This window comes from Streptomyces sp. NPDC014894, from assembly GCF_043080985.1.
Lineage (GTDB): Bacteria > Actinomycetota > Actinomycetes > Streptomycetales > Streptomycetaceae > Streptomyces.
The window spans coordinates 583,897-608,576 of sequence record NZ_JBIBWD010000002.1 but is presented as its reverse complement, the minus strand read 5'-3'; the positions used below and the strand labels follow the sequence as shown (position 1 = coordinate 608,576).

Annotated in this window: 23 protein-coding genes and 1 pseudogene; 7 read left to right on the top strand and 17 right to left on the bottom strand. The window is 72.1% G+C overall.

The window, feature by feature from the left end:
* Positions 1-144: 144 nt before the first annotated feature.
* Positions 145-1,503, bottom strand: coding sequence for a cytochrome P450 (locus tag ACF089_RS06675; protein ID WP_392022729.1), 1,359 nt, complete (start codon positions 1,501-1,503; stop codon positions 145-147).
* Between the two features lie 189 nt (positions 1,504-1,692).
* Here ACF089_RS06675 and ACF089_RS06670 point away from each other — a divergent pair, with 189 nt between their 5' ends.
* Together ACF089_RS06670 and ACF089_RS06665 are read left to right on the top strand one after the other, a co-directional pair.
* Positions 1,693-3,786 carry an SMI1/KNR4 family protein gene (locus ACF089_RS06670; RefSeq protein WP_392022726.1) on the top strand — a complete coding sequence of 698 codons (2,094 nt, stop codon included), beginning with the start codon at positions 1,693-1,695 and terminating at the stop codon, positions 3,784-3,786.
* Positions 3,787-4,035: 249 nt separating this feature from the next.
* Positions 4,036-4,923, top strand: a complete 888-nt coding sequence (locus ACF089_RS06665; RefSeq protein WP_392022724.1) for a lytic polysaccharide monooxygenase — start codon at positions 4,036-4,038, stop codon at positions 4,921-4,923.
* A gap of 242 nt (positions 4,924-5,165) precedes the next feature.
* Here ACF089_RS06665 and ACF089_RS06660 read toward each other — a convergent pair whose 3' ends face one another.
* From ACF089_RS06660 to ACF089_RS06645, 4 genes and pseudogenes are all read right to left on the bottom strand, one after another.
* On the bottom strand, positions 5,166-5,966 hold the full coding sequence (locus ACF089_RS06660; RefSeq protein ID WP_392022722.1) for an ABC transporter substrate-binding protein: 801 nt from the start codon (positions 5,964-5,966) through the stop codon (positions 5,166-5,168).
* Positions 5,924-6,790 (bottom strand): metal ABC transporter permease, encoded by an 867-nt coding sequence (locus tag ACF089_RS06655; protein WP_392022719.1) that lies wholly within the window; start codon positions 6,788-6,790, stop codon positions 5,924-5,926. Before ACF089_RS06655 ends, ACF089_RS06660 begins: the two co-directional genes overlap by 43 nt.
* Positions 6,787-7,421 (bottom strand): annotated as a pseudogene (locus ACF089_RS06650) (ATP-binding cassette domain-containing protein). The gene ACF089_RS06655 and the pseudogene ACF089_RS06650 overlap by 4 nt, the downstream one beginning before the upstream one ends.
* Before the next feature lie 227 nt (positions 7,422-7,648).
* On the bottom strand, positions 7,649-8,872 hold the full coding sequence (locus ACF089_RS06645; protein ID WP_392022716.1) for a serine hydrolase domain-containing protein: 1,224 nt from the start codon (positions 8,870-8,872) through the stop codon (positions 7,649-7,651).
* Between the two features lie 614 nt (positions 8,873-9,486).
* On the opposite strand from ACF089_RS06645, the gene ACF089_RS06640 reads away from it, so the two are divergent.
* The 4 genes from ACF089_RS06640 to ACF089_RS06625 all read left to right on the top strand — a co-directional run bounded on the left by ACF089_RS06640 (position 9,487) and on the right by ACF089_RS06625 (position 11,910).
* Complete coding sequence (locus tag ACF089_RS06640; RefSeq protein ID WP_392022714.1) at positions 9,487-10,581, top strand: endonuclease/exonuclease/phosphatase family protein; 1,095 nt, start codon at positions 9,487-9,489, stop codon at positions 10,579-10,581.
* 321 nt (positions 10,582-10,902) lie between these two features.
* On the top strand, positions 10,903-11,229 hold the full coding sequence (locus ACF089_RS06635; RefSeq protein WP_392022711.1) for a PadR family transcriptional regulator: 327 nt from the start codon (positions 10,903-10,905) through the stop codon (positions 11,227-11,229).
* Positions 11,226-11,582, top strand: a complete 357-nt coding sequence (locus ACF089_RS06630) for a DUF1048 domain-containing protein (RefSeq protein WP_392022708.1) — start codon at positions 11,226-11,228, stop codon at positions 11,580-11,582. Before ACF089_RS06635 ends, ACF089_RS06630 begins: the two co-directional genes overlap by 4 nt.
* A 1-nt stretch (position 11,583) precedes the next feature.
* On the top strand, positions 11,584-11,910 hold the full coding sequence (locus tag ACF089_RS06625; protein ID WP_392022706.1) for a DUF1048 domain-containing protein: 327 nt from the start codon (positions 11,584-11,586) through the stop codon (positions 11,908-11,910).
* A gap of 228 nt (positions 11,911-12,138) precedes the next feature.
* Here the strand turns inward: ACF089_RS06625 and ACF089_RS06620 are convergent, their stop codons facing one another.
* The 9 genes from ACF089_RS06620 to ACF089_RS06580 all read right to left on the bottom strand — a co-directional run bounded on the left by ACF089_RS06620 (position 12,139) and on the right by ACF089_RS06580 (position 21,061).
* Positions 12,139-13,311 carry an acyl-CoA dehydrogenase family protein gene (locus ACF089_RS06620; RefSeq protein ID WP_392022703.1) on the bottom strand — a complete coding sequence of 391 codons (1,173 nt, stop codon included), beginning with the start codon at positions 13,309-13,311 and terminating at the stop codon, positions 12,139-12,141.
* A gap of 27 nt (positions 13,312-13,338) precedes the next feature.
* A complete protein-coding gene (locus tag ACF089_RS06615) occupies positions 13,339-14,142 on the bottom strand; it encodes an SDR family NAD(P)-dependent oxidoreductase (protein ID WP_392022700.1) in 804 nt (267 codons plus the stop codon).
* A 34-nt stretch (positions 14,143-14,176) separates the two neighbouring features.
* On the bottom strand, positions 14,177-15,337 hold the full coding sequence (locus ACF089_RS06610) for an acyl-CoA dehydrogenase family protein (protein ID WP_392022698.1): 1,161 nt from the start codon (positions 15,335-15,337) through the stop codon (positions 14,177-14,179).
* A gap of 110 nt (positions 15,338-15,447) precedes the next feature.
* Positions 15,448-16,650: a TetR/AcrR family transcriptional regulator gene (locus ACF089_RS06605; RefSeq protein WP_392022696.1), complete on the bottom strand. Its 1,203-nt coding sequence runs from the start codon at positions 16,648-16,650 to the stop codon at positions 15,448-15,450.
* Positions 16,651-16,681: 31 nt separating this feature from the next.
* Entirely contained in the window at positions 16,682-17,839 is a 1,158-nt protein-coding gene (locus ACF089_RS06600; RefSeq protein ID WP_392022693.1) for an acyl-CoA dehydrogenase family protein, read from the bottom strand.
* A 205-nt stretch (positions 17,840-18,044) separates the two neighbouring features.
* Positions 18,045-18,485 carry a MaoC/PaaZ C-terminal domain-containing protein gene (locus tag ACF089_RS06595; RefSeq protein WP_392022690.1) on the bottom strand — a complete coding sequence of 147 codons (441 nt, stop codon included), beginning with the start codon at positions 18,483-18,485 and terminating at the stop codon, positions 18,045-18,047.
* Positions 18,482-18,910 (bottom strand): MaoC family dehydratase N-terminal domain-containing protein, encoded by a 429-nt coding sequence (locus ACF089_RS06590; RefSeq protein WP_392022687.1) that lies wholly within the window; start codon positions 18,908-18,910, stop codon positions 18,482-18,484. Before ACF089_RS06590 ends, ACF089_RS06595 begins: the two co-directional genes overlap by 4 nt.
* The gene (locus ACF089_RS06585; protein WP_392022685.1) at positions 18,907-19,809 is read right to left on the bottom strand and encodes an SDR family NAD(P)-dependent oxidoreductase; all 903 of its coding nucleotides are present in this window, start codon (positions 19,807-19,809) and stop codon (positions 18,907-18,909) included. The genes ACF089_RS06590 and ACF089_RS06585 overlap by 4 nt, the downstream gene beginning before the upstream one ends.
* A gap of 61 nt (positions 19,810-19,870) precedes the next feature.
* Positions 19,871-21,061 carry a lipid-transfer protein gene (locus tag ACF089_RS06580; RefSeq protein WP_392022683.1) on the bottom strand — a complete coding sequence of 397 codons (1,191 nt, stop codon included), beginning with the start codon at positions 21,059-21,061 and terminating at the stop codon, positions 19,871-19,873.
* A 254-nt stretch (positions 21,062-21,315) separates the two neighbouring features.
* Between ACF089_RS06580 and ACF089_RS06575 the strand changes: the two genes are divergently transcribed.
* A complete protein-coding gene (locus tag ACF089_RS06575; protein WP_392022681.1) occupies positions 21,316-21,783 on the top strand; it encodes an acyl-CoA thioesterase in 468 nt (155 codons plus the stop codon).
* A gap of 147 nt (positions 21,784-21,930) precedes the next feature.
* On the opposite strand, the gene ACF089_RS06570 is transcribed toward ACF089_RS06575, so the two are convergent.
* From ACF089_RS06570 to ACF089_RS06560, 3 genes are all read right to left on the bottom strand, one after another.
* Positions 21,931-22,704 carry an SDR family NAD(P)-dependent oxidoreductase gene (locus ACF089_RS06570; RefSeq protein WP_392022678.1) on the bottom strand — a complete coding sequence of 258 codons (774 nt, stop codon included), beginning with the start codon at positions 22,702-22,704 and terminating at the stop codon, positions 21,931-21,933.
* Between the two features lie 17 nt (positions 22,705-22,721).
* Positions 22,722-23,231: an acyl-CoA thioesterase gene (locus ACF089_RS06565; RefSeq protein WP_392022676.1), complete on the bottom strand. Its 510-nt coding sequence runs from the start codon at positions 23,229-23,231 to the stop codon at positions 22,722-22,724.
* A 407-nt stretch (positions 23,232-23,638) separates the two neighbouring features.
* Positions 23,639-24,679 carry a zinc-binding dehydrogenase gene (locus tag ACF089_RS06560; protein WP_392022673.1) on the bottom strand — a complete coding sequence of 347 codons (1,041 nt, stop codon included), beginning with the start codon at positions 24,677-24,679 and terminating at the stop codon, positions 23,639-23,641.
* Position 24,680 lies beyond the last annotated feature (1 nt).

The window sequence follows — 24,680 nt, the reverse complement described above, 5'->3', positions numbered from 1 at the left end:
TGCACACCGCGGGCACGGGCCACCGTGAGCCGCGCGGCGGACGGCGGTGGTCCGCTTCACCGGCGGCGACTCGTGGTCAGCTGCTGGAGCCGCTCCGCGCCCCCGCCGGTCCGAGAGAACACGGCGCCGGGCCGGCAGAGGGCCTCAGACGGCGTTCCGGAGGCCCACGGTCATGCGGATGTCGTCGGCGGCCCAGAGGACGAACCGTTCGACCGGGACGACCTCGTGCCCGGGGACGAGCCGGAACCGGAACCGCTTGAGCAGCACGGCGAGGATCAGCATGGCCTCGACCATGGCCAGGCGCGCCCCCTCGCAGGCGCGCGGCCCGATCCCGAAGGGGATGTGGGCCAGCCGGGGCCGTGCGGCGCTCTCCTGCGGGGTGAACCGCTCAGGACGGAATGCGTCCGGTTCGGGCCAGTACTCGGGGTTCATGTGGACGGCCCAGAAGGGGTAGAAGACGGTCGCGCCGGCCGGGATCTCGTACGCGCCGACGACGAGCGCCGAGTCCGTCCGCCGTGCGCCGTAGGGGCCGGGCGGGCAGAGCCGCGTCGCCTCCTTGAGGGCCATCTCCAGCTGGACGAGCCGGCGGAGATCCGCGTACCCGGGCGCTGCCCGGTTGCCGAGGACACGGTCCAGCTCTTCGGTGACGCGCTCGGTGGTCCGGGGGTGTCGGGACAGCAGATACAGGGCCCAGGAGACCGCGACGCCGGTCGTGTGGTGGGCCGCCAGCATCGTCACCATGACGGTGTCGCGGATCCGCCCGGGCTCCTCACCGGCCTCGACGAGGGCCCCGACGACATCGCTGCGGCCCCCGCGGCCGCCGCGATGCGCCGCGATCACCCGGTCGACCGTCCTTCGGAGAAGGACGAGAGCCGCTTCGGCCCGCTCCCCCTCCCGTCCGCGCTCGGCCGCTTCCTCGGGGGTGACCGGCCCGGGCGTCCGGTAGAGCCTGCCCAGATGGGCTGTGAGGATGTCCTCGAACGCGGAGACGACCCGCTCCGGGTCGGTGATCTCCGCGCCGCCCAGGGCGTACGCGCAGATCATCCGCAGCGACAGCGCGGTGAGATCCTTCTGCAGCCCGACAGGGCGGCCGTCGTCCCCCTCGGCGTCGCCGGCCTGTTCGGCCCAGCGGTCCGCGAGCGACACCGTCAGGGCGGTGAAGTGCGGGAGACGCTGTTCATGAGAGGCCCGGCCGGCCGGCACCGACAGCAGCAGACGCCGCCAGGGGGCGTGCTCCCCGGCGGGCATCACCTGCGGATTGCCCGTCTCGAACAGCGGCTCCAGGAACGCGAACAGCCGCTCCGGCCGCTCGTCGAGGTGCGCCGTGGCCTCCAGCAGTACGGGATCGGCGATCGACACCGCCGTGTCCGCTCCCGGGAGCTGGAATCGGACGACGGGCCCGTACTCCTCGTGCAGCCGCAGTTGGTACAGATGCAGCCCACCCGCGTCCGCGATCGCGCCGAGACCGCCGTCCGCCCGCCGCTCGGGCCCGGGAATCTCCATGACCACGCCTCCTCCTCGACATCGGCACGGGCCGGAACGGCCCCGGCCCGACACACAAGAGTGCCCCGCCTCCGGGGAACGACCGGCCCCCTCCGAAAGAACCGGCCGCGCCCGCCCGGTCCGCCGGACCGCGGACGAACTGATCCGGCGGCGGGGCCCGTTGTCAGTGGCGGGTGCCACCATCGCCCTATGACCTCGACGGACGAGACGACGGCCGAAACCCCCTTCGACTGGCGGGAATTCCTCACCCGCTGGAGCGGGGAGTGGGCGGACGCACAGGACCCCGACGAGCCGGACGAGTCGGACCCGGAGCTGATTGCGGCCCGGTGGCTCGGATGCCCGGGGGCCTCGGACGCGGACATCGCCGCGCTGGAGAAGCGGATCGGCCATCGGCTGCCGCCGTCCCTGGAGGCGTTCCTGCGGATCAGCGACGGCTGGCGGCCCATGGACCACCCCGTCTACCGGCTGGCCGGGACCCGGGAGATCCATCCGCACAACAACGCCTACGACCTCGCCGAGGTCTTCGAAGAGGTCTTCGAAGAGCACCTGGACGAGAACGCGTCGCGGCATCTCCTGAAGGCCGGGATGTGGCACCGGGCGTTCCACTTGGACGCGGAGACGGATGCGACGATCGTCCTGATCGATCCGCTGGACCGGGACGCGGACGGCGAATGGGCGGTGTACGAATGGGCGCCCTGGCGTGCCGCGCCGCCCGACCGCTTTCCGTCCTTCCGCCGTTACATGGTGGAGCAGTACCGGTCCTTTCACAGCTCGGCCGCCTACAAGGCCGCTCACGGTGAGGGACCGCCGTTCGCCAACGACACGACGCGGGCGCAGGATGCCGTGGTGGAGCGCGCCCGGCGGGCCGCGTTGAGCGGGGAGCACGAGGAGGCCCTGACCCTGCTGCGGGACGCCGGGCGGTACGGCAGGCCGAGGGCAGGGCTGCTGAGGGCGCAGTTGGAGTGCCTGCTGTCGGCACAGGCCCCGGCAAGCTCTCTCGACCCTCTCGCGGTCGACCCGGTGTACGCCCCCGATCTGCTGCCGGCGGCCGCGGCGGGCTTCGCCGCCGCCGAACGGCACTACGGCTACGACCAGTCGTGGGCGCTGCTGGCCCGCTGTACGACGCCCGAGGCGCTGGAGGGGGCGGAGGCGGCGCTGCGGGCGGCGCGGGAGGGGACGTACCGCTTCAGGGGCGACGGGCCGCTCGGGGAGGCGGCCGACGAGGCGCGGGAGCCTGCCCGCTGGGGCCGGTGGAACGAGGCGTGGCGGCTGTTGTGGGCCGCGCTCCCCCACTGGCGGCCGCTGGGCCCGGACCATCTGGCGCCGCTGGGACTGCTCGCGGATCCGGTACTGGGTCCGGTGATCACCCCGGAGCGGAGGCGGCTGCTGCTCGCCCTGCCCCGGGGCGAGTTCGCGCGGCCGGACCGAGGATGGCCCGACACGCTCCCGGAGGACGATCCGGCGGGTCTCTCCTGGCTGGAGGACGAGGTGGGGGAACGGCTCCGTGGGGGCTATCGGGCCGTGTTCGTCGCGGACCCCGATCCGGCGGGCCTGCCGGCCCGTCTCAAGGACCCGGACGGGGGCGGCCCCGGGCCCGGCGGCCGGCCCCGGCGGCGAGTGACGCCCGGGCCGGACGGGCTGTATCCGCCCCTCGGCAGGTGGGACGCGGACTACGGGCTGGGCCTGGGGCTCGGCAGTACGTCGTACGACGATCGCGCCCTGGCCCTGATCGGGCAGGCGGCCCCCGGGTGGAGCTTCGCCTTCGACGGCGATCCGAAGGGCTTCGACGAGGAGCGTTTCGTCTCCCCGGCCGCTGTCGCGTCGGAGGGGACCAGGGCGGTGGTCGTCTGGCACAGCGTCGACGCCTTCGACCGGGCCCGGACCCGTTTCCATCTCTCCGTCGGGGTCGACGGGGAGGAGGTGTGCGCGTTCTCCGTGACGGCCGGGGACGTCGAGCCGCACTGGACCGGGGAGATACCGCCGTGGGCGGCGCTCGACGGCTTCCCGGGGACGGCCGGGGAGTGGCGGGGCGACGAGGACGGCGGGAGGGACGCGGACGACCCGAACACCCCGGCCCGGGGGCTGCCGGGGGCGAGGAGCGCGCTGGGGGCCCTGGAGCGCGCGCTGGGCCTGAGCCTGCCGCGCACCGCCGTGCTGGAAGGCCCACTGCACAGCTTCGTCACCCGCTCGTGGATCCGTCCGCCGGGTCCCGGCGAGTCCTATGTCGTCATCGGCCGCACCTCTTTCGGCCCGTCGGACGCCCTCGACGAGGAAGCGCCCTGAGTCACCGGCGCCGCAATCACCGCGCGATACTCCGTGACGGCCGCCAGGGTGGTGGGTCGTCGTCGCCCGGGCCTCCTGGTTCCCGGTCGGGAGAAGCCCGCTGAGGGGGCTACCCGCACGAACATTTCTTGCTCTTGGTATGTACCAATGGGATCCTGCTGGAGCAGCCCACCGCCCCGACGCCCCACGCGCGGGGCGGTGTTGTCACCAGCCTTTCGACGTCCCCTACACGTACGAGAGTGAGCCGCCATGTCTGCCACCCGCCGCCGTCTCGCAGCCGCCTCCGCGGTCGCGTCCGCCGCGACATTACTGACCCTCACGCCCTCACCCGCGAGCGCCCACGGCTCCGTCTTCGGTCCGGTCAGCCGTGTGAGCGCCTGTTTCGCCGAAGGTCCGGAGACGCTGAAGTCCCAGGTCTGCAAGGACCTCGTCGCCGACTCGGGGACCCAGCCGCTGTACGACTGGAACGAGGTGAACATCGCCAACGCCGACAGCAAGCACCAGCAGATCATCCCCGACGGCAAGCTCTGCTCCGCCAACCGCCAGAAGTTCCGCGCCCTGGACTGGGCCCGGACCGACTGGCCCGCCACGGCGGTCGCCTCGGGTTCCTACAACTTCAATGTGCGGATCACCGCGGCCCATCTGGGCACGATGACGATGTACATCACCAAGCAGGGATTCGACCCGACGAAGCCGCTGAAGTGGTCGGACCTGGACCCGACCCCGGCGGCCACCTACTCCACGCCGCGCGCCAGCGACAACGGCTACTACCGGTTCACCGGCACCCTCCCCGCCCGCACGGGCCGTCACATCGTCTACAAGGTCTGGCAGCGGCATGACAGCCCCGAGGCGTTCTACGGATGCTCGGACGTCGTCTTCGGCACGTCGTCGGCGTCCACGGGCGCGGGCACGACCACGGGCAAGGCTCCGACCGAGGCGAAGATCGAGGCAGGCGCGTCGCGCTCGACCGTCAGCCACGCGGGCCACGGCGGGGACGAGCACGCGCCCGCTCTGGCCTCCGCCGAGGCGCGGACCTCGGGCTCCTCGTCGGCGGCCACCGTGACCTGGGCGGCGGGCGCGGCCCTGTTCGCCGTGGGCGCCCTGCTCCTCGGCCGCGGTCGCCGCAGGGCGGGCTGACCGGACTCCAGGCCGTGTGACACCACCGCGAACGCCTCCCACCGGCCATCGCGGTGGTGCGCGGCCGGCCCGCGACGGCCTTCGTACCGGTCGAGTGCCCCGTTGAACGCGGCACGGAACCGGGCGGAGGCCGTTCTCGCCCGCCGGGGGCCCCGGCGGTCCCGGGGCCCGCGGAGGACCCGCTCGGCCGGCCGCGCCGGAACGGCAGTGGTTTCCGCCGTTCCGGTCGCGGTGGAGGCGGGTCAGGAGTCCTTCATGGCCTTCTTCAGTTCGGCCGCGGCGTCGCGGTGGACCGAGATCAGATCGAGGTCGTCGCCGGGGTAGTTGACGATCGTGATCTGCTCGGCGCCGGAGTCGGGCAGGACCGTTCCGGTCGACATGTGCGCGTTGTCGAGGACCAGGGCCGGTTTCTTGGCGGACAGTTCGGCGAGCTGGGCCGGGGTCACGGCCTCGGGGCCGAAGGTGCCCGTGGTGGTGGCCCCGGCCAGCTTGGCCGCCCAGGCGGTGAAGACCTGGCTGACGACGACCGGGCTCCTGCCGCCGGGCCAGGCGGCCCGGAGATCCTTGTTCAGCCGGGCGTACTCGGCGTCGAAGTCCTTCTTCCACCGCTCGGCGGCCGGCTCGGTGCCGAAGAGACCCGCCAGCCGGGCGACCTCGGCGCTCAGCTTCTCGGGGTCGTTGTCGAGATTCACCTCGACCAGCTTCGCCTTCGATCCCGCGGCTTCCTTGATCTCCGCCGCGTACGGTTCGAACGGGGCGTAGAGCACGAAGTCCGCCTCGGCGACGGTGACCAGGTCGGAGGGTTTGGGGTCGTAGTCGGGTGCGTGGCGTACCGACTGCTCCACGATGACCTCGATGTCCTCGGCGCCCGCGGCCCTGGCGATGCCGCCTTCCCAGGTGGTGGTCACGACCACCGCCGGCTTCCCCTGGTGCGCGTGCCCGGCGTCGGCGGATGGGCCGCCGCCGTCGCCGCAGCCCGTGAGCAGGGGCAGGGGGACGGTCAGTGCGAGGAGGGCAGGGATGCGGACGCGGGTGCGCGCCATGAGCCGATTCTCCGTTCGGGTAGGCAGTGGACGGCGAGGACCAGGCTCCCCGCCGTCAGGACGAGTACCGGGCCCGGCGGCCAGTCCAGCCACAGCGCCAGCAGAAAGCCCGTCAGATTGACGACGACGCCGATGCCGACCGCCCACAGGGTGATCGACTTCAGCGAGGAGCCCAGTCGGCGGGCGGCGAGGGCGGGCAGCAGGGTCAGGGCGTCGACGAGCAGGGCGCCGGTGAGCTTGATCGCACCGGCGACGGCGATGGCGACCAGGACCAGGAGCGCGGCGGTCAGCGCCCGTACCGGGACGCCGGAACAGTGGGCCAGCTCACGGTCGTACAGCAGCAGTCCGATGTCCCGGCGACGCCACCAGAAGAGCCCGGGGACGACGGCCGCGAGGATGCCGAGCACGATGAGATCGGGTGTGCCCACCGACAGGATCGAGCCCCACAGCAGGGCGAACGCTCCGGACGCGTTCACTCCCGAGACGGAGAGCAGCAGCAGCGCCGCCGCGATGGAGAGGCTCATCAGCAGGCCCATCGCCCCGGACAGACCGCCCGGGGTCGCGGCGAGCGGGGCGACGCCCGCACCGGCCAGGGCGCAGGCGGCGAGCGCGCACAGCATGGGGTCGAGCCCGGTGAGCATGCCGACGGCGATGCCGAACAGGGCGACGTGCATCATCGCGAACCGGACCGGCATGATGTCCAGCCCGACGATGATCACGCCGATGACGGGCAGGCCGACGGCGGCCAGCCACAGGGCGAGTCCGGCGCGCTGTACGGGTGCGAGTTCCAGCAGGGCGCCGACGTCGGCGAGGGCGAGCGTCACCGGACCTCCCGCAGCCGGCCGGCGGCCATTTCCAGCAGCCGGTCGCAGCGGTCCGCCAGCGTGCGGTCGTGGGTCACCACGACCAGCGTCACCGGCAGTGAGGTGAGCACGTCCGCCGCCTCCTCCTGCCCGCGAAGTCGAGTGCGGCGGTGGGTTCGTCGGCCAGCAGGACCTGTGCGCCCGCCGCGACGCAGCCGATCGCCCGGGCGAGGTACATCCGCTGGAGCTGCCCGCCCGAGAGGGTGTGCAGCGGTCGCCCGACGACCGGGCCCACCCCGAGCCGTTCCGCCGCCCGCCCGGCCTCCTCGGCCGCGCCGCTGCTCTCCAGCAGCTCGGACCCGAGCAGGGGGAACCTCCCGGCCGCCGGCTTCTGCGGGATCCAGGCGCAGACCCGGCGCCGCCGGACCCACTCCGCCGGCGTCCGGGTGTCCCGTCCGCCGACCAGGATCGAACCGGTCACCTGGCGGTGCAGTCCCAGCACCGCCCGCAGGAGCGTGGTCTTGCCCGAGCCGTTGGTGCCGGTCAGGGCGACTCGTTCACCCGCCCCGACCTTCAGATCCACGTCGGCGACGGCGTCCACCCGCCCGTGCCGGCAGACCACCTCGCGCATCGTGATGTCCAGCCCACCCATCGCATGTCCCCCATCCCTCCGCGGCGGAGCGGTTTCGGCCGCTGCTCGGCCAGGCAACCGAGGTAGTCGGACGGCGGACGGGCCGGGTTCCCCGGCGTTCGCCGTGATTTCCCGTGATGGCCGGTCCGGCGCCGCCCCTGCCGGCCGGGGCCGGACCGTGCGGGAGTGGTCGGAGGGTTCCGCGGCCCCCGGCGGACGCGGGCCGCGGATCCTCCTGGAGGCGGTGCTCAGCGCGTCTTGCAGAGGGCCTTGTCGAGGAGCCGGTCGTTGCGGACGTCGCGGTCCATGTGGGCGAGGTTGGTGGAGCGCAGGGTGATCACGCCGCGCCGGCCGTCGTCGGTGAAGGCGTTGCCGTTGAGATGGCCGAGGGTGGTGCCGCCGTGGCCCCAGCCGCTGCCGCCGCAGCTCAGCGACGTCTTGAAGATGCCGAGTCCGGCCCGGACTCCGGAGGCTTCGCTTCCGCCGGGCGTCGGTACGGTCTTCCGCATCTCGGCCAGCAGGCGCGGCTTCAGCAGTTCGCCGCCGAGCAGGCCCTGCCAGAAGCGGGCGAGGTCGTGGGGGGTGGTGATGAGATCACCGGCGGAATCCCCCCAGGACATGTTGAGCCGGGTGGCCTCGACCAGCGGGGCCTTCTCGCCGAACTGCATGTAGGCGCGGGCGTGCGGCCCGGGCAGGGCGGGATCGCTGCCCGGGGAGTACGTGTGCTTCAGCCCGAGCGGCTTGGCGATCCGTGAGCGGACCTCGTGGCTCCAGTGGTTCCCGGTCACCTTCTCGATGACCATTCCGGCGAGTATGTAGCCCGTGTTGGAGTAGCTCCAGCCGTGACCGGGGGCGAAGAGCGGTGGGGTCTTGAGGCCCAGGGCGACCAGTTCGCGCGGCTCGAAGGCGGTGTAGCGGTCCTTCTGGAAGCCGTCGGCCGTGGTGATGCCCGGCATGCTCCCCGCGTAGTCCGGCAGACCGCTGGTGTGCTGGAGCAGATGGCGGACGGTGATGCGCCCGCCGTCGTGGCCGTTGCCCTTGACCACTCCCGGCAGCCAGTCCTCCACCGTGTCGTCGAGTCTCATCCTGCCCTCGCCGACCAGTTGCAGGATCACCGTGGAGACGAAGGTCTTGGTGTTGCTGCCCATGCGGAAGAAGCCCTGCTTCGGCATCGGGCGCTCGGTCCCCAGCTCGGCGGTGCCGCTGCGGACGCCGATCCGGTCCTCGCCCTTCACCAGCGTGGCCTGCGCGCCCACCACGCCGTCCTCGGCGGTGAGAGCGTCCAGGTCCCGCTGGAGATCGGCCTTGGTGTAGCCGGAGGACCGCTTGTCCGAATCCGCCCATGCCGTGGAGAGCGGCATCGCCAGGGGGGCCAGGGCGAGCGCCGCGGTCACGGCGATCAGGCTCCGCCCGCGCCGCAGGAGAGCGGGGCGCGGACCGGCGCCGGGAGCGGAGTTCGGTGTCTGCGTCATGCTGATGTGCCTCAAATCGGTGGGATGTCAGATGAACCCACGCGGCCGTCCGCCTCTGCCGGGCGGCCGTCGCGTCGAGCGGGCGATGCGGGGGCCGACCACGGTGCCGCACGACGGCATGCCGCCCTGCGCGCCTGTCCCTCGTGCCGACGGCCCGAGCCCTCGCGGACTCGAGCGCGTCGCCCTCTCCGTGATCAATGAACTCATCGACGGCGCCTGCCGCACCATGAGGTCACCACCCATCCCCGGACTGGGGAAAACCCCAGTTCGGCAGTGGTGCTGAGGGGAGGGTGGCCGTCGTCCGCCGATCATGCCCCCGCTGCTCGTGGACCGTTGGGGCGGTCCCGTACGGCGGGGAGATTCCCGCACCTCCCGGGGGCGGACGGCGAGCGGCTCCGGCTCGGCCGCTGCCGCCGGAAGCGGCGGGGCGGCGGCCGGCGGCCGTCGCGTCGAGGCAGGCGGCCGCCCCCGCGCCGCGGCGGCGCTATTGATCATTCAACATCTGACGTTGCGCCCGGGTTCACGCGTCATACACGAGAGCCCTTGAGACTCGTCCCGGCGCGTGTCGAACAGTGACCGGGCCGGGGACGCAGGGCAATTACTGGAGGTCATGGATGGTCAAGCGTCGTGAGCTGCTCGGGATGGTCGGCGCGACCGTCGGCGCGGGAGTGCTGGCGATGGGCACGGCCGAGGCCGCCCCGCAGGACGGGCGGCGGCACCGCCGGCCCTCGCACCGCACGCTCAAGGTCATGCAGTTCAACATCTGGCTCGGCGGCAGCCGGGTGCAGGGCGGCCGGGCGGGCATCGCCGACACCATCGCCGCGGTCAAGCCGGACGTGGTGATGCTCAGCGAGTCGAATCCGGAGCGGGTGGCCCATCTCCTCGCCGATCTCGCCGAGCGCGGGCTGACCTACTTCGACAACGAGAACCCGTCCGACCCCGCCGTGATCTCGCGCTACCCGATCGTCGAGCACGCGTCCTTCCCGTACTGGTCGAAGGCGGTCGTTTCGGTCGACGGCACCGAGGTCGCGGCGTACTCCGGGCACCTGGAGTACCGCTATTACCTCAACTATCTGCCGCGCGGCTACGGCGGCGGCACACCGTCGCCCCTGGAGACCTCCGAGTACGGCTGGAACGAGATCCCGACCGGGCCGATCACCGACGCCGGCCTGATCACGCGGCTCAACGCGGCCTCGGGGCGTACGAAGGTGACGAGAACGGTGCTCGCGGACGCCGCGAAGGAACGGGCCAAGGGCCGGCTGACGCTGCTGGCCGGGGACTTCAACGAGCCCTCCCACCGGGACTGGAACCGCCGGACCCGGAATCTGTTCGACCACAACGGCGCCGTCGTCACGTGGTCGACGACGAAGGCGATCGAGGACGCCGGCTTCCGCGACAGCTATCGCGTGATCCACCCGGACCCGGTCCGCAGGCCGGGCTTCACCTGGCCGAGCGACAATCCGGGCGCCGACGTCAGCCAGCTCACCTGGGCCCCGAAGGCCGACGAGCGGGACCGGATCGACTTCGTCTTCTACCACCCGGACCGGCGGATCCGGCTGCTCGACAGCGTGATCGTCGGACCGTCCAGCACCATCGTGCGCAACGAACGCGTGGAGGAGTCCCGCAGGGAAAGGTTCTGGGAGCCCACCTGGACCTGGCCCACCGACCACAAGGCCGTGCTCAGCACCTTCCGGGTGACCACGCGCTGAGCGGACTCGTCCGCCTGACGCCGCCGAGGGGCCCGGGCCGCTGAGGCGGCGCGCCCCGCTCGGACGTCCGGGCCGGGCCGGCCGGCGCGGGTCGCCCGCCGCCCCGCCCGGCCGGATCAGCCCGGGCCCTTCGGCGCCCTCGTACGACCGGTCCGGGCCGGGCCGTTGACGAGGGACGCGCCGCCGCGTTCGGCGTACCGGGCGGAAGAGGCCCTGAGCCCGCGGAAGGCGAGACCGCCGCACGGACAACCCCACTACTCGGTGATACCGTATAGTGGTACTCAGTACTACGCAGTACTGCTGGGCCGGAGAGGACTCGCCATGGACGACCTGACGGAGATGCTCAAGGGCACGCTCGAAGGATGCGTGCTCGAAATCATCGGCAGCGAGGAGACCTACGGCTACGCCGTCACCCGCCGGCTGAACGAGCTCGGCTTCGCCGACGTCGTCGAGGGGACGGTGTACACCATCTTGCTGCGGCTGGAGAGGAAGCGCCTCGTCCAGGTGGCCAAACGGCCGTCCGGAGTCGGTCCGCCGCGCAAGTTCTACGCGCTCAACGACGCCGGGCGCGAGGAACTCGCGAGGTTCTGGACGAGATGGCAGTACCTCTCGTCACGCATCGACAGGCTCAAGGAAGGCGGGAGATGAACTTCTGGGAAACCGTCACAGGCAGCGATCTCACCAGGGACTGGAAAGCGTTCGAGGACCGGGCCGAGGCACTGCCGGACGACTGCCGGGCCGCGTGGGAGCAGATCAAGGAACACCTCCTCCCCCACGGGGACTTCACCGGCCGCAATCTGATGCCGATCCTCGACGCCGCCCTGGGGCTGCTCGAAGAGACGGCGGCCGACGGGCAGAACGTCCACGAGGTCCTCGGCGACGACATCCGGGGCTTCAGCGCGGCGCTGGCGGGCGGGGAAGGCGCCCGGACCTATCGCGACCGCTGGCGCGAGCAGTTGAACAGGAACGTCGCGAGGAAACTGAGCCGGCTGGGAGGCTGACATGGGCATCCAGGACATCATCGAGGGCAAGAAGCAGTGGCGGGCGCACACGGCCCGGGTCAAGGCGCTGCCGCCGGACTACCGGATCGTCTACCAGGAGATGCGGAAGTACCTGTTCAAGGTCGGTCCGGTCGACCTGCCCGACGGGCCCCTGCTCCCCGGGATCGTCGACTTCTTCGAGGGGGGCGCGGCTGCGGGCAGGGGCGTGCTGGAACTCATCGGCAGCGACGTCGCCGCGTTCTGCGACGACCTGATCAAGGACTCGCCCACCTACGCGGACGTCTACCAGGAGTCGATCGGCGGGGAACCCGGCACTGCCGGGAAGTAGCGCCGTCGGCGCCGGGATCGACGCCGACGGCCGGATCGCGATCGCGATCGCCCGGCGGGTCGCCCTGACCCCGCTCGGCCACCGCCGGTCGACCGCGCGCCTCGGCCGCGACCCGAAGAAGCCGAAACGGCCGCGCGCCGCCTCTGCGCCCGGAGCGGTCGCGCACCGGGCGCCGGAGTCCGTCCCGGCGGTCGACGGGCCGGGCGGGGGCAGGGCGGCGGGGGCGGCCTAGCGGAAGGCGTCCTGGCCCGTCAGCGTCTTGCCGATGACCAGTTGGTGCATCTCGGGGGTGCCCTCGTAGGTGAGCACCGACTCCAGGTTGTCGGCGTGGCGCATGATCGGGTACTCGTGGCTGATGCCGTTCGCGCCGAGGATGGTGCGGCTGGTGCGGGCGATGTCGATGGCCTCGCGGACGCTGTTGAGCTTGCCGTAGCTGACCTGTTCCGGCCGCAGGACGCCGGCGTCCATACGGCGGCCGAGGTGCAGGGCGAGGAGCAGACCCTTGTTCAGCTCCAGGGACATGTCGGCGAGCTTGGCCTGGGTGAGCTGGAAGCCGCCGATGGGCCTGCCGAACTGTTCACGGGTGACGCTGTACTCGCGGGCGGTCTCCAGACAGGTGCGGGCGGCGCCCAGCGCCCCCCAGACGATGCCGTACCGCGCCTGATTGAGGCAGGACAGCGGGCCGCGGAGCCCGCGCACCTCGGGGAAGGCCGCGTCGCCGGGCAGTCGTACGCCGTCCAGGACGAGTTCGCTGGTGACCGACGCCCTCAGCGAGCCCTTGTGCTTGATCTCCGGGGCGGAGAAGCCCGCGGCGTCCGCCGGGACGAGGAAGCCGCGTATGCCCTCGTCGGTCCGGGCCCAGACCACGGCGACACCGGCGACCGAGCCGTTGGTGATCCACATTTTGCGTCCGGTCAGGATCCAGTCCGCGCCGTCCCGTTGGGCGACGGTGCGCAGGGAGGCCGGGTCGGAGCCGTGGTCCGGTTCGGTCAGGCCGAAGCAGCCGATGATTTCGCCGGAGGCCATCCGCGGCAGCCACTGCCGCTTCTGCTCCTCGGCGCCCCAGCGGTGAATGGCGTACATGGCCAGGGAACCCTGTACCGACACCAGCGAGCGCAGGCCGGAATCGGCGGCCTCCAGCTCCAGGCAGGCCAGGCCGTACTGGACGGCGGTGGCCCCGGCGCAGCCGTACCCCTCCAGATGCATGCCCAGCGCGCCGATTCCGCCCAGTTCGCGGGCCAGCTCCCGGACCCCGGGCAGCTCGCCCGCCTCGTACCAGTCAGATATGCAGGGCAGTACACGGTCCCGGCACCAGCTCCGGACGGTGTCGCGGACGGCGCGCTCCTCGTCGCTGAGCAGGGTGTCGAGACCAAGGGGATCGCGGGGATCGGACACGGACATGGGTGGACCTCGTTCTTCCGCTGCTCGTCAGACTCGGCCGGCGTCGACGACGACGCACTGGCTGTTGATGTAGTCGGCGTCCGGTGTGCACAGCAGGTACACGGCGCCGGCGGCCTCCCGGGGTGTGCCGGGTCGGCCGAAGGGAATGGTCTTGGCCGCCGTGGCGGCCCGGTCGGGGTTCAGCCCGACCCGGATCTCCCGGCCGTCGATCTCCAGGGTGGCGTTGTCGGCGGCGGTGACCTCGGTCATCCGGGTCAGGATGAAGCCGAAGGCGACGGCGTTGACGTTGACCTTGTAGCGGCCCCACTCCTTGGCCATGGTCTTGGTCAGACCGATCAGGCCGGCCTTGGCGGCTCCGTAGTTGGCCTGACCGGCGTTGCCGTAGAAGCCGGAGGTGGAGGAGACGTTGACGACCTTGCGGTGGTGGTCGACGGGGTTGTCGCGGAAGTAGGGCTGGGCGGCGCGCAGGATCCGGAAGGGCGCCTTGAGGTTGACGTCGAGGATCGCGTCCCACTGCTCGTCGGTCATCTTCTGGATGACGGTGTCCCAGGTGTATCCGGCGTTGTTGACGATGATGTCCAGCCCGCCGAAGGAATCGACGGCGGTGGCGACGAACCGCTCGGCGAAGCCCTCCTCGACGACCGAGCCGGCGCAGACCACGGCGTCGCCGCCGGCCGCGGTGATGTCGGCGGCGGTCTGCTCGGCGGGCTCCCGGTCGAGGTCGTTGACCACGACGGAGGCTCCTTCGGACGCGAGGCGCAGGGCGATCTCCCGGCCGATGCCCCGGCCGGAGCCGGAGACGAGGGCCGTCCTGCCGTCCAGTGTTCCCATGGTGCTGTTCCTTTCCTCGGGTGAGTGCGGGGTCCTACAGGCCCATGTCCTTGGCGATGATCGTCTTCAGCACCTCGGAGGTGCCGCCGTAGATACGGGAGACCCGGGTGTCGGCGTAGAGGCGGGCGATCGGGTACTCCAGCGTGTAGCCGTAGCCGCCTTGCAGCTGGAGGCACTTGTCGATGACCCGGCCCGCCGCTTCCGTGCAGAACAGCTTGATCCGGGCGGCGTCGGCCGCCGTCAGCTGTCCCGCGTCGTCCAGTTCGATGCCCCGGTCGGTCATCGCCTGTGCCGCCGTGACCTCCGTCTCGCACTCGGCGAGGACGAACTCGGTGTTCTGGAAGGAGGCGACCGGTGTGCCGAAGACGGTCCGGTCGCGCACGTGGTCGGCGGTGAGCCGGATCGCGGCGGCCGCGGCGGCGACGGCGTTGACGCCGATGGACAGCCTCTCCCGGGGCAGGTTCCGGCCGAGGTAGGAGAAGCCCTCGCCCACCTCGCCGAGGACGTTCTCCACCGGGACCCGTACGTCGGTGAAGTGCAGCTCGGAGGTGTCACGGGCGTGCAGACCGATCTTCTCCAGCTGCTTGCCGCAGCCGAAGCCCGCGCTGTCGGTGGGGACGACCAGCAGCGTCAGACCGGCCCGGCGGTTCTCGGGCGTGGCGGCCGAGGTGCGGGCCGCGACCAGGCACAGTTCGGAGTTGAGCGCGCCGGTGATGAAGGTCTTGGAGCCGTTCAGGACGTAGTGGGTCCCGTCCTCGGAGAGCTTGGCGGTCGTCCGGATGCCCGCCAGGTCGGAGCCGGTGCCCGGCTCGGTCATGGCGATGCACAGCACGGTCCGGCCGGTGGCGATGTCCGGCAGCCAGCGCCGCTTCTGCTTCTCGTCGGCGAGATGCAGCAGATACGGCAGCACGATGCTGGTGGTCACGGTGTAGTGCGCGAACGAGACGCCCGCCGCGGCGGCGGTCTCCTCGGCGATGATCGCCTGGTACTTGAAGCTGGTCTCTCCCGGACCTCCGTACTCCTCCGGGATGTCGAACCCCATCACGCCCAGGTCGCCGAGCTTGTGGAACAGCTCGCGCGGTGTGCGCCGGGCCTCCTCCCACTCGTGGAAGCGGGGGGTGACCTCCTCGGCGATGAAGGCGCGTACCGTGCGCCGGAACGCCTCGTGCTCCTCGGTGTAGAGGGTGCGTTTCACGATGTCTCCCCAGGGTGCGGATGTGCGGGTGTCTCGCTGCGCTGTCCGGGCAGCCGGAGCGGTCCACGGTCGTCACCGGCGTCGCCGCGTCGCACGTCGCACGTCGCACGTCAACGGTCGAGCAGCAGGCGGGTGGCCAGGTCGGTGAGACGTTCGGAGAGGTCGGGCCTCGGACGGTCGCGGGCCGAGCGGATGACGTAGGACGTCATGGCGTGGGCGGCGTGGATGACGATCTTCAGTTCGGCCCGGTCCTCGTCCGGATGCAGCGCGCCGAGGGCCTGGAGCCAGAGGTCCAGATAGGCGGCCTGGGTGCGGCGCAGCGCCGTGCGTTCCGCTTCGGGCAGTTGGTCGCGTTCGTTGCCGAGGATGCCGATCAGGTGCGCGTTCTCGACGGAGACGGCGATATGGGCGTGGAGGAGGCGCTCCAGCGCCTGGGCGGGGGCCGTCGCCCGGAGCAGGGCCTGTTGTGCCGCGGCCCGGATCTGTTCGCCGCCCCGGTTGGTCGCCGCGACCAGGAGATCGGATTTTCCGGGGAAGTGCCGGTAGACCCCGGATGCGACGATGCCGACGGCCTCGCCGATGTCGGCCATGGTCACCGACTGGTAGCCGCGTTCGTCGAAGAGGCGGATCGCCTCGGTCAGGATGCGGTCCCGCCGGGGCATTCTGAGCCCGGTGCCGAGGTCGGCCCCGGCCGGGGCGGGCCGCTCCGTCTCCCCCGCGGCGCCGCCGTCCGGCAGCGGGCCGTGGGCGATCACGGCGCCGATATGACGCATCAGCTGCTCGTGCCGGCGGCGGGGCAGCCGGATGCGGTGCCTGCGTCTGCTGCCGAACGCGCCCAGGACGGCGTGGACGATCAGTTCGGCGTCGGGCGCTCCGAGTTCCGGGCGGGCCGTCCGCAGCAGCCTGCCGAAGCGGGCGAAGACCTCGGTCTGCCGTTCGCGTACGGCTTCGCGCTGGGAGCCGCCGAGATTGCGGGCCTCGCGCTCCCAGGCGGCGAACACCTTGCGCGGTCCGGTGGCGAGCGCCGCCAGCGACCCGAGCGCCTCGTCGAGCCCGCCGGCGTCCCGGATCATCGCGTCCACGGTGTCCAGACCGTGGAGCACCGTGTGGAAGAGCAGGTCCTGCTTGTTCCGGTAGTGGTGGTACAGGGCGGACGGGGTGATGCCCAGGACATCGGCCACGTCGGTCACGGAGACGTTGTGATAGCCGCGCTCCAGGAAGAGTTCGGTCGCCGTGGCGCGGATCCGCTCCCTGCGGTCGGGCGGTCTGCGGGTCACCGCGGCCCTGGGCCTCCCGCGCGTCTGGTCCCGCACCTTGTCTCCTTCCGGGTCCGCGTCCGCCCGCCTAGAGAGCCAGGTCCTTGGCGATGATGGTCTTCATGACCTCGGAGGTGCCGCCGTAGATGCGGTTGACGCGGGTGTCGGCGTAGAGCCGGGCGATCGGGTACTCCAGCATGTAGCCGTAACCGCCGTGCAGCTGGAGGCACTTGTCGATGACCCGGCCGGCCACCTCCGTACCGAAGAGCTTGACCTTGGCCGCGTCGACGGGCGTCAGTTCGCGGGCGTCCTCCAGCTCGATGGCCCTGTCCACCATGGCCTGGAGCGCCTCGACCTCCGTCGCGCACTCCGCCAGCACGAATTTGGTGTTCTGGAAGGAGGCCACGGGCTTGCCGAAGACCTGCCGCTGCCGGGTGTACTCCTTGGTGAACTCGATCGCGGCGGCCGCGTTGGCGGCGGCGACCACGCCGATCTGGAGCCGTTCCCGGGCCAGGTTCCGGCCGAGGTAGGAGAAGCCCCTGCCCTCCTCGCCGAGGAGGTTCTCGACGGGGACCCGGACATCGGTGAAGGAGAGTTCGTTGGTGTCGGAGGAGCGCAGGCCGATCTTCTCCAGCTTGCGGCCGAGGCCGAAGCCCTCGCTGTCGGTGGGCACCATGAGCAGGCTCAGTCCGTGGCGGCGGTTCTCCTCGGTGGGGGCGGAGGTACGCGCGGCGACCAGGCACCATTCGGAGTTGCGGGCGCCGGTGATGAAGGTCTTGGAGCCGTTCAGGACGTAGTGGGTCCCGTCCTCGGAGAGCTTGGCGGTCGTCCGGATGCCCGCCAGGTCGGAGCCGGTGCCCGGCTCGGTCATCGCCACGCACAGCATGATGTCGCCGGAGGCCGTCCCGGGGAACCAGCGCGCCTTCTGCCGCTCGTCGGCGAGGTGCAGCAGATAGGGGAGGACGATCCCGGTGGAGACGCCGTAGTGGCCCAGCGAGACCGCGGCCCGGGCGCACTCCTCGGAGATGACGACCGCGTACTTGTAGCTGATGTCGCCGCTGCCGCCGTACTCCTCGGGGATGCCGAAGCCCATGACGCCCAGGGCGCCGAGCTTGCGGAAGATCTCGCGGTCGACGACGTTGTTCCGCTCCCACTCCTCGAAGTGGGGCGTGACCTCCTTCTCGACGAACTCACGGATCGTCGCGCGAAAGGCATCGTGGTCCTCGTCGAAGATGCTGCGCTTCATGTGCGGTTCTCGTTTCTGTCCAGGGTGGGCGACCGGTGCGGCGGATTCAGCCTCGGTGGTTGTCGCGCAGTTCCCGTTTGAGGATTCTTCCGGCGTCGGCGGGCCGGTGGTGGAGCGCTGGAAGTGGGCGGGGCCCGGCCGGCCGGAGCGCCGTCCGGGCGACCGGGTCGAGGGGCGCGCGACCGGGCCCGGGGCCCGGCGCGCCTCAGTCCCCGGAGCCGGTCCGGTCGAGGACGAACTCGGCCGAGCCGAGCAGCGCCGGGGTCCCCGTCTGGCGCAGGGCCTTCAGTTCGAGGACCACCCGGGTGCCGCCGCCCGGCTCGTCGGTCAGCCCGGCGACCTTGGCGAGGCAGGTCAGTTCGTCGCCCGGCCACATCTGGTCGACGAAGCGGACCTTGAACCGGCGGATCTCCTCCACGCCCAGCCAGTCGGTGACGTAGGTGGCGAGCATGCCGGCCTGGAGCATGCCGACGGAGAAGACGCTCGGAAAGCCGACCGACCGCGCGTACACCTCGTCGTGGTGCAGCGGGTGGAAGTCGCCGGACGCGCCCTGGTACTTGACGTAGTCGGTGCGGGTCATCGGCGCGAAGACGCGCGGCTCGGCCTCCTGGCCCACGGTCAGGGCCGGCGGGGTGGTCGTGCTCATGCCTGCTCCTCCTCGGTCTTGGGCGGGCGGGCCGTCTCGACGATGGTGCTGTTCTGCTCGGCGACCAGGACGCCGTGCTCGTCGCGGAACTCGGTCACCAGCTTGGCGAACTTCATCACTCCGCCGCGCTTGCCCGGCTTCTCGAACCGGTCGGTGACCCTGGTGTCGCAGTGGAGCGTCTGCCCGGCGCGCGGCAGCGGGCCGTGGAAGACGTACTCCTCCTCGCCGTGCAGGATGCGGCTGCGGTCGAAGCCCGTCAGCCGGGTGATCGAGCGCTCCGGGTCCTCCCAGATCAGCCGGGCGCTGGTGAGCATGGTCGGCGGGATGACGGGGGCGGCGGCCCGGTGCGCCGGGTGCTCCGACTTCACCGCGGCCGCGAACTCGCGGATCTTGCTGTGGTCGACCGGGAACTCGTACGCGGTCACGCGGCACCGCCCTGCGGCACGATGCGCTGGCGGGTGATCCCGATCGACTTCGGGAAGTCGTCGGCGCCCATGACCCGGGACAGCTCGGCCACCGACCACTGGTGGTCCGCGGAGTTGACGGCGTGGCCCAGCGAGTGGCCGGCGTAGAGTCCGACATGGCCGCCGTGGACCGAGAAGACCTGGCCGGTGAAGGGGCAGCCGGCCGTCGACAGATAGGCGACCAGCGGCGAGATGTGCTTCGGGTGGTAGCGGTCGAAGGCCCGCTCGTCCTGCGGGGCGGCGACGGCGGCGCCGATGCCCGGGGTGGCGGTCACCGGCTCGGTGCGCCCGATCGGGGCGATGGCGTTGGCCCGTACGCCGTAGCGGCCCAGCTCCCGGGCGGCGTTGACGACCTGGATCGCCAGTCCCGCCTTGGCCGCAGAGTAGTTCCACTGGCCGATGTTGCCGTGCAGCCCGGCTCCGGAGGACGTCTGGACGAGCGCTCGGTCGGCGGTGACGCCCGCCTTGGAGCGCTCGCGCCAGTAGCGCGCCGCCGCCTGGGCGACCGAGAAGGAGCCCTTGAGGTGGACGCCGACCACCAGGTCGAACTGCTCCTCGGTCATGTTCACCAGCATCGCGTCACGGATCACCCCGGCGTTGTTGACGACGATGTGCAGGTCGCCGAAGGCGTCCAGGGCCGCCGCGACCAGCTGCCGGCCGACGGCCATGTCCGCGACGCTGCCCTCGACCGCCACCGCCTCGCCTCCGGAGGCATTGATCTCCTTCACCACGTCCTCGGCATGGGCCAGGTCGTTGACGACCACCTTGGCCCCCTCGGCGGCGAACAGCAGCGCGTGCTCCCGGCCGAGTCCGGCACCGCCGCCGGTGATCACCGCTACGCGGCCGTCCAGCTGTCCCATCGGATACTCACTCTCTCGCTCGGATCTGTGTGTGTGCTCGGAAAACGGGGTCGATGCGGCGTCAGGAGAGCTTTTCGTAGAGGGTGACGACGCCGACGCCGCCGAGGCCCAGGTTGTGCTGAAGGGCCAGATGGACGCCCTCGACCTGACGGGCCTCCGCCTGGCCGCGCAGCTGCCACACCAGCTCGGTGCACTGCGCGAGGCCCGTGGCGCCCAGCGGGTGGCCCTTGGACATCAGACCGCCGGAGGTTCCGACGACGACCTGTCCGCCGTAGGTGTTCTGGCCGTCGTTCACGAACTTCTCCGCGCCGCCCTCCTCGCAGAGGCCCAGGGCCTCGTAGGTGAGGGCCTCGTTGACGGTGAAGCAGTCATGCAGCTCGACGACCCGGATGTCGCGGGGTTCGACGCCCGCGGCCTCGTAGACCTGCCGCGCGGCCCGGCGGGTCAGGCCCGCGCCGACCACCTCGATCATGCTCTTGGGCTCGAAGCTGGTCTCGGTGTCCGAGACGAACGCCTGGGCCTTGATCGCGACCTCGGGGCTCAGCCCGTGCTTGCGGGCGAACTCCTCGGAGCAGAGGATCGCCGCCCCGGCGCCGCAGGTCGGCGGGCAGGCCTGGAGGCGGGTCACCGGGCCGAAGATGTGCGGTGAGTCCAGCACCTCCTGCTCCGTGATCGGGGTGCGGAAGACCGAGTAGGGGTTGTTCGCGGCGTGGGCGCGGGACTTGACCGCGATCTTGGCGAAGAACGCGGGGTCGGCGCCGTACTTCTCCACGTACTCGATGCCCGCGCCGCCGAAGAGCTGCGCGGCGCGCGGCAGGGAGTCGTCGATGCCGTGCAGCTCCTCCAGGACCGCGTCGAAGCGGCTGGTGGGGCTCGGGCGGTCGCCGACCCAGTGCTTGACCAGGGCGCCCGGCCGCATCTGCTCGAATCCGACGGCGATGGCGCACTCGACGATGCCCGCCTCCACGGCCTGCTTGGCCAGCCAGAGGGCGGTGGAGCCGGTGGCGCAGTTGTTGTTGACGTTGACGACCGGGATTCCGGTGATGCCCACGCCGTAGAGGGCGGCCTGGCCGCTGGTGGAGTCGCCGTAGACATAGCCGGCGTAGGCCTGCTGGACGAGACCGTAGTCGATCCCGGCGTCCTGGAGCGCGGCGCGTATCGCGCGCTCGCCCATGACGTTGTACGTGTCGCTCCTGCCGGGCTTGGCGAACGGAATCATCCCGACGCCGGCCACGAGCACTCGACGGCCCATCACTGTCCTCCAAGGGATTTTGTGTGAATGGATTTTGAGTTTGCGAGCTGATTGACCAGCTGTCAAGGGCTGGCTTCACGCAAGATACGAGATGAAGTATTGATTCACGAGAGCGGTCAGGACCGCTGCGGACCGCCGGACCGGCAGCGCGGCGCCGACCGCCGAGGGCCCTCCCGCACCGCGCCGGCGCACGGTGGATCCGGACGACCGGCCACCCGGATCGGCGTGCCCCCAGGGGAAAGGACCGCCAGGACATGGCCGGACACAGGAGCCCCCGCGAGGCGACGGGGCCGCCGACCCCGCACGCGATGGACCTCATGAACTGCCTGAGCCTGGAGCGGCTCGGCGACGACCTCGTCCGGGGCGTGTGCCACGACGGCGAACCGCCGCGCGCCTTCGGCGGCCAGGTCGTCGCCCAGGCGCTGACCGCCGCCGCGCGGACCGTGCCCGAGGGCCGGACCGCGCACTCGCTCCACGGCTGCTTCCCGCGCGCCGGCGACACCCGGCGGCCGATCGACTACGCCGTCGAACGACTGCGCGACGGCGGCTCCTACCTCTCCCGGCGGGTCACGGCGCGACAGGAGGGAGAAACGATCTTCGCCCTCTCCGCGTCCTTCAAGAGCGCCGAGCCGGGCCCCGACCGGCAGCGTCCGATGCCGCCCGCCCCCGGCCGTCGTACAGGAGGAAGGGGCCGGGGCCGCTACGGCGAGGGCTCTTCGTGAAGCGCGACGGCGACGCGCGCGGTGCCGGGCCCGGTGCCGGGCCCGGTGCCGGACTCGGTGCCGGGCCCGGGCGCGTACGGCCGGCGGTGCCGGGCCCGGGCGCGTACGGCCGGCGGTGGTGCCGTTCGTCGAGCGAGTGCCGCCCGCTCATTGAGCGGCGTACGCGCCGTCCACCAGGTGGTGGCTGCCGTTCACGAAGGAGGACCGCTCGGAGAGCAGGAAGGCCGCCATCTCGGCCACCTCCTCGGCCGTGCCGAGCCGGCCGGCCGGGTGCAGACCGACGAGGTGCGCGCGCTCCGCGTCGCTCGCGCCGACCAGCAGCGGGGTCTCGATGAAGCCCGGCACGACGGCGTTGATCCGGATACCGCGCGCCGCGTACTCCAGCGCGGCGGTCTTGGTCAGGCCGATGACGCCGTGCTTGGCCGCCGCGTACGCCGCGACCCCGGGGAAGCCGTTGGTGGAGCAGCTGGAGCCCATGTTGACGATCGCGCCGCCGCCGGCGGCGAGCATCGCGGGAAGCTCGCAGCGCAGCGAGTGGAAGACGCCGTCGAGGTTGGTGCCGATGACGCGCCGCCACTCGTCCAGCGGGTAGCGGTGCATCGGCGCCACCGGGCCGCCGATGCCTGCGTTGTTGACCGCCAGTCGCAGGGCGCCGAGCCGCCGCACCACGGTCTCGACGGCCGCTTCGACGGACGCCGGGTCGGTCACGTCGACGCCGACCGCGACGGTGCGGACGCCGTAGGTCTCCCGCAGTTCGGCGGCGACGGCCCGGGCGCCCTCCTCGTTGATGTCGGCGACGGCCACGCTCGCGCCGCCGGCGGCGAGACGGCGGGCGACGGCGAGGCCGATGCCGGAGGCCGAGCCGGTGACGAAAGCGGCCCGTCCGGCGAATTCGGTGGAGTGGTCGGGGGAGCCGTGCATGGGTCTGTCCCTCTGTGTCAAAGGTCCTGACCGGCGTGTTCGCCGGTCGGCGGGCCGGCGGCGCCGACCCGGTCGCGGAAGGCGGGCAGCGGCCCCGGGTACCGGCCGAACAGCTCCCGGGCCGCCGCGTCCATCGGCCAGGGGCGGCCCGTCTCACGCCCGACCAGCACCGCGCTGGACTGGGCCACGACGGCGGGTTCGCCGACGCCGTCCTCGTACACGGCGGCGGCCAGTGCCAGGCTGCTCCGGCCGAGGGCGGGAATCCACATCCGGACGGTCAGGGACCGGACGGGGTGCCAGACCTCGCGCCGGAACTCGACGAGGTGCTGACCGATCACCAGCCGGGCCCGCCCGGCGAGGGAGTCGAGGGGGCCGCCCCGGTGCGGTCCGGCCGTCGGCACGTCCGACCCGAAGAGCCGGCTGCGGGCCTCGTCCAGCAGCCGCATGTAGGCCACGTTGCCGACGTGGCCGCTCGGCCCGATGTCGGAGACCCGGACGTCCAGGTCGACGGAGAGATCGGTGGTCATGTCGTTCTTCCTCTCGGGCGACGACGCCGACGCGCGGCGTCCGGGGCCATGACATCGGCGTACGGCTCTCGGGCGATCGCCTCGGCGCACAACTCTCGGGCCATGACGTTCGCGTGCGGCTCCCGGCCGTGAAGGCGGCGCACCGCTCTCGGGCCGTGACGTCGGCGCGCGGATCGGGCTTGACGTCCCGCGGGAAGGGGCCGTCGAGTCCCCCGGCGACGTCCTTCCGCGCGTCGAGGCCGGACGGAACCGGCGGACCGGACCGATCGGCGGATCGAGTCGGCGTCGCCCATGGGACCGAACGCGGTGTCCGCTCCCCGTTCGAGCGGACCGGCGGCGACTTCCTGATAGTCCTTCATACGGGCCTTCCCGGCCGGGAGGGGCATGGCACGCGGACGGCGGTCCGCTCAGGGCCCCGGGGCGACGAGCACTTCGGCGTCGTCGGAGGAAGCGGGCGGAGCCGCGAACACGCCGGGCACCTCGTCGAGGCCGACCGTGCGGGTGACCAGGGGGGCCACCGCGAGGTCGCCCGCCGCCAGACGGGCGAAGGCGCGGGCGAACTCCTCGGGCGAGTACATCATCGCGAAACGCAGCTCCAGCTCCTTGAACACGGCCTGGGCCGGCTCGTAGCTGTCGGAGGTCATACAGAGTCCGGCGACGACGATCCGGGTCCGCGCCGGCGATCCGGCGATGATCTGCTGGACCACCCCGGGGACGCCGACGCACTCGAAGGCCACGGTGGGACGCGCGCTCCGGCCCGCGCCGGCGGCCTCCGCCCGGACGCGGTACGGCGACTCCCGCACGGGGTCGACGACCGTGTCGGCGCCCAGCGCCTCGGCGAGGCGGCGTCGTCCCGGGGAGAAGTCCGCCGCCACGATCGGCCCCGCGCCGCGCATCCGGAGCACGGCGACGACCGCGAGTCCGATCGGCCCGCAGCCGACCACCAGAGGTACGTCGCGCGGCCCGAGGCCGCCCCGGGCCACCGCGTGGCAGGCGACGGCGAGGGGTTCGGTGAGGGCGGCCAGTTCGGTCGGGAGGTGATCGGGGACCTCGATGAGCAGCGCCTCGGTGAGGACCATGCGCTCGGCGTACCCGCCGGGGGTCTCCGACCCTGCGAAGCCCGGGAAGGGCCGGCCGGGCCGGGTGAGCGCGGGCACGGAGACGACCCGGCCGCCGAGCGGTACGCGGCCGGTGGTCGCCGGACCTCGGGCGATGACCCGTCCGACGAACTCGTGCCCGAGGACGACCGGCTGCTCCGGGTCGAAGCCGCCGACCCCGTACGCCGTGCGCACCGCCTCGCCGAACGCCGCGCCGTGCCGGGCGCAGTGCAGATCCGACCCGCAGATGCCGCGGGCCAGGACCTCCACCAGCACCTCGCCCGCGCCGGGGACCGGGTCGGGAAGGTCGGTCACGCCCAGCCGGCCGTTCCGCAGCACCACCGCGCGCACG

Excerpts from the sequence above, each read along its gene's own strand:
- ACF089_RS06675 (WP_392022729.1), bottom strand. The coding sequence starts at position 1,503 with ATGGAGATTCCCGGGCCCGAGCGGCGGGCGGACGGCGGTCTCGGCGCG.
- ACF089_RS06670 (WP_392022726.1), top strand. The coding sequence starts at position 1,693 with ATGACCTCGACGGACGAGACGACGGCCGAAACCCCCTTCGACTGGCGG.
- ACF089_RS06665 (WP_392022724.1), top strand. The coding sequence starts at position 4,036 with ATGTCTGCCACCCGCCGCCGTCTCGCAGCCGCCTCCGCGGTCGCGTCC.
- ACF089_RS06660 (WP_392022722.1), bottom strand. The coding sequence starts at position 5,966 with ATGGCGCGCACCCGCGTCCGCATCCCTGCCCTCCTCGCACTGACCGTC.
- ACF089_RS06645 (WP_392022716.1), bottom strand. The coding sequence starts at position 8,872 with ATGACGCAGACACCGAACTCCGCTCCCGGCGCCGGTCCGCGCCCCGCT.
- ACF089_RS06640 (WP_392022714.1), top strand. The coding sequence starts at position 9,487 with ATGGTCAAGCGTCGTGAGCTGCTCGGGATGGTCGGCGCGACCGTCGGC.
- ACF089_RS06635 (WP_392022711.1), top strand. The coding sequence starts at position 10,903 with ATGGACGACCTGACGGAGATGCTCAAGGGCACGCTCGAAGGATGCGTG.
- ACF089_RS06630 (WP_392022708.1), top strand. The coding sequence starts at position 11,226 with ATGAACTTCTGGGAAACCGTCACAGGCAGCGATCTCACCAGGGACTGG.
- ACF089_RS06625 (WP_392022706.1), top strand. The coding sequence starts at position 11,584 with ATGGGCATCCAGGACATCATCGAGGGCAAGAAGCAGTGGCGGGCGCAC.
- ACF089_RS06620 (WP_392022703.1), bottom strand. The coding sequence starts at position 13,311 with ATGTCCGTGTCCGATCCCCGCGATCCCCTTGGTCTCGACACCCTGCTC.
- ACF089_RS06615 (WP_392022700.1), bottom strand. The coding sequence starts at position 14,142 with ATGGGAACACTGGACGGCAGGACGGCCCTCGTCTCCGGCTCCGGCCGG.
- ACF089_RS06600 (WP_392022693.1), bottom strand. The coding sequence starts at position 17,839 with ATGAAGCGCAGCATCTTCGACGAGGACCACGATGCCTTTCGCGCGACG.
- ACF089_RS06595 (WP_392022690.1), bottom strand. The coding sequence starts at position 18,485 with ATGAGCACGACCACCCCGCCGGCCCTGACCGTGGGCCAGGAGGCCGAG.
- ACF089_RS06585 (WP_392022685.1), bottom strand. The coding sequence starts at position 19,809 with ATGGGACAGCTGGACGGCCGCGTAGCGGTGATCACCGGCGGCGGTGCC.
- ACF089_RS06580 (WP_392022683.1), bottom strand. The coding sequence starts at position 21,061 with ATGGGCCGTCGAGTGCTCGTGGCCGGCGTCGGGATGATTCCGTTCGCC.
- ACF089_RS06575 (WP_392022681.1), top strand. The coding sequence starts at position 21,316 with ATGGCCGGACACAGGAGCCCCCGCGAGGCGACGGGGCCGCCGACCCCG.
- ACF089_RS06570 (WP_392022678.1), bottom strand. The coding sequence starts at position 22,704 with ATGCACGGCTCCCCCGACCACTCCACCGAATTCGCCGGACGGGCCGCT.
- ACF089_RS06565 (WP_392022676.1), bottom strand. The coding sequence starts at position 23,231 with ATGACCACCGATCTCTCCGTCGACCTGGACGTCCGGGTCTCCGACATC.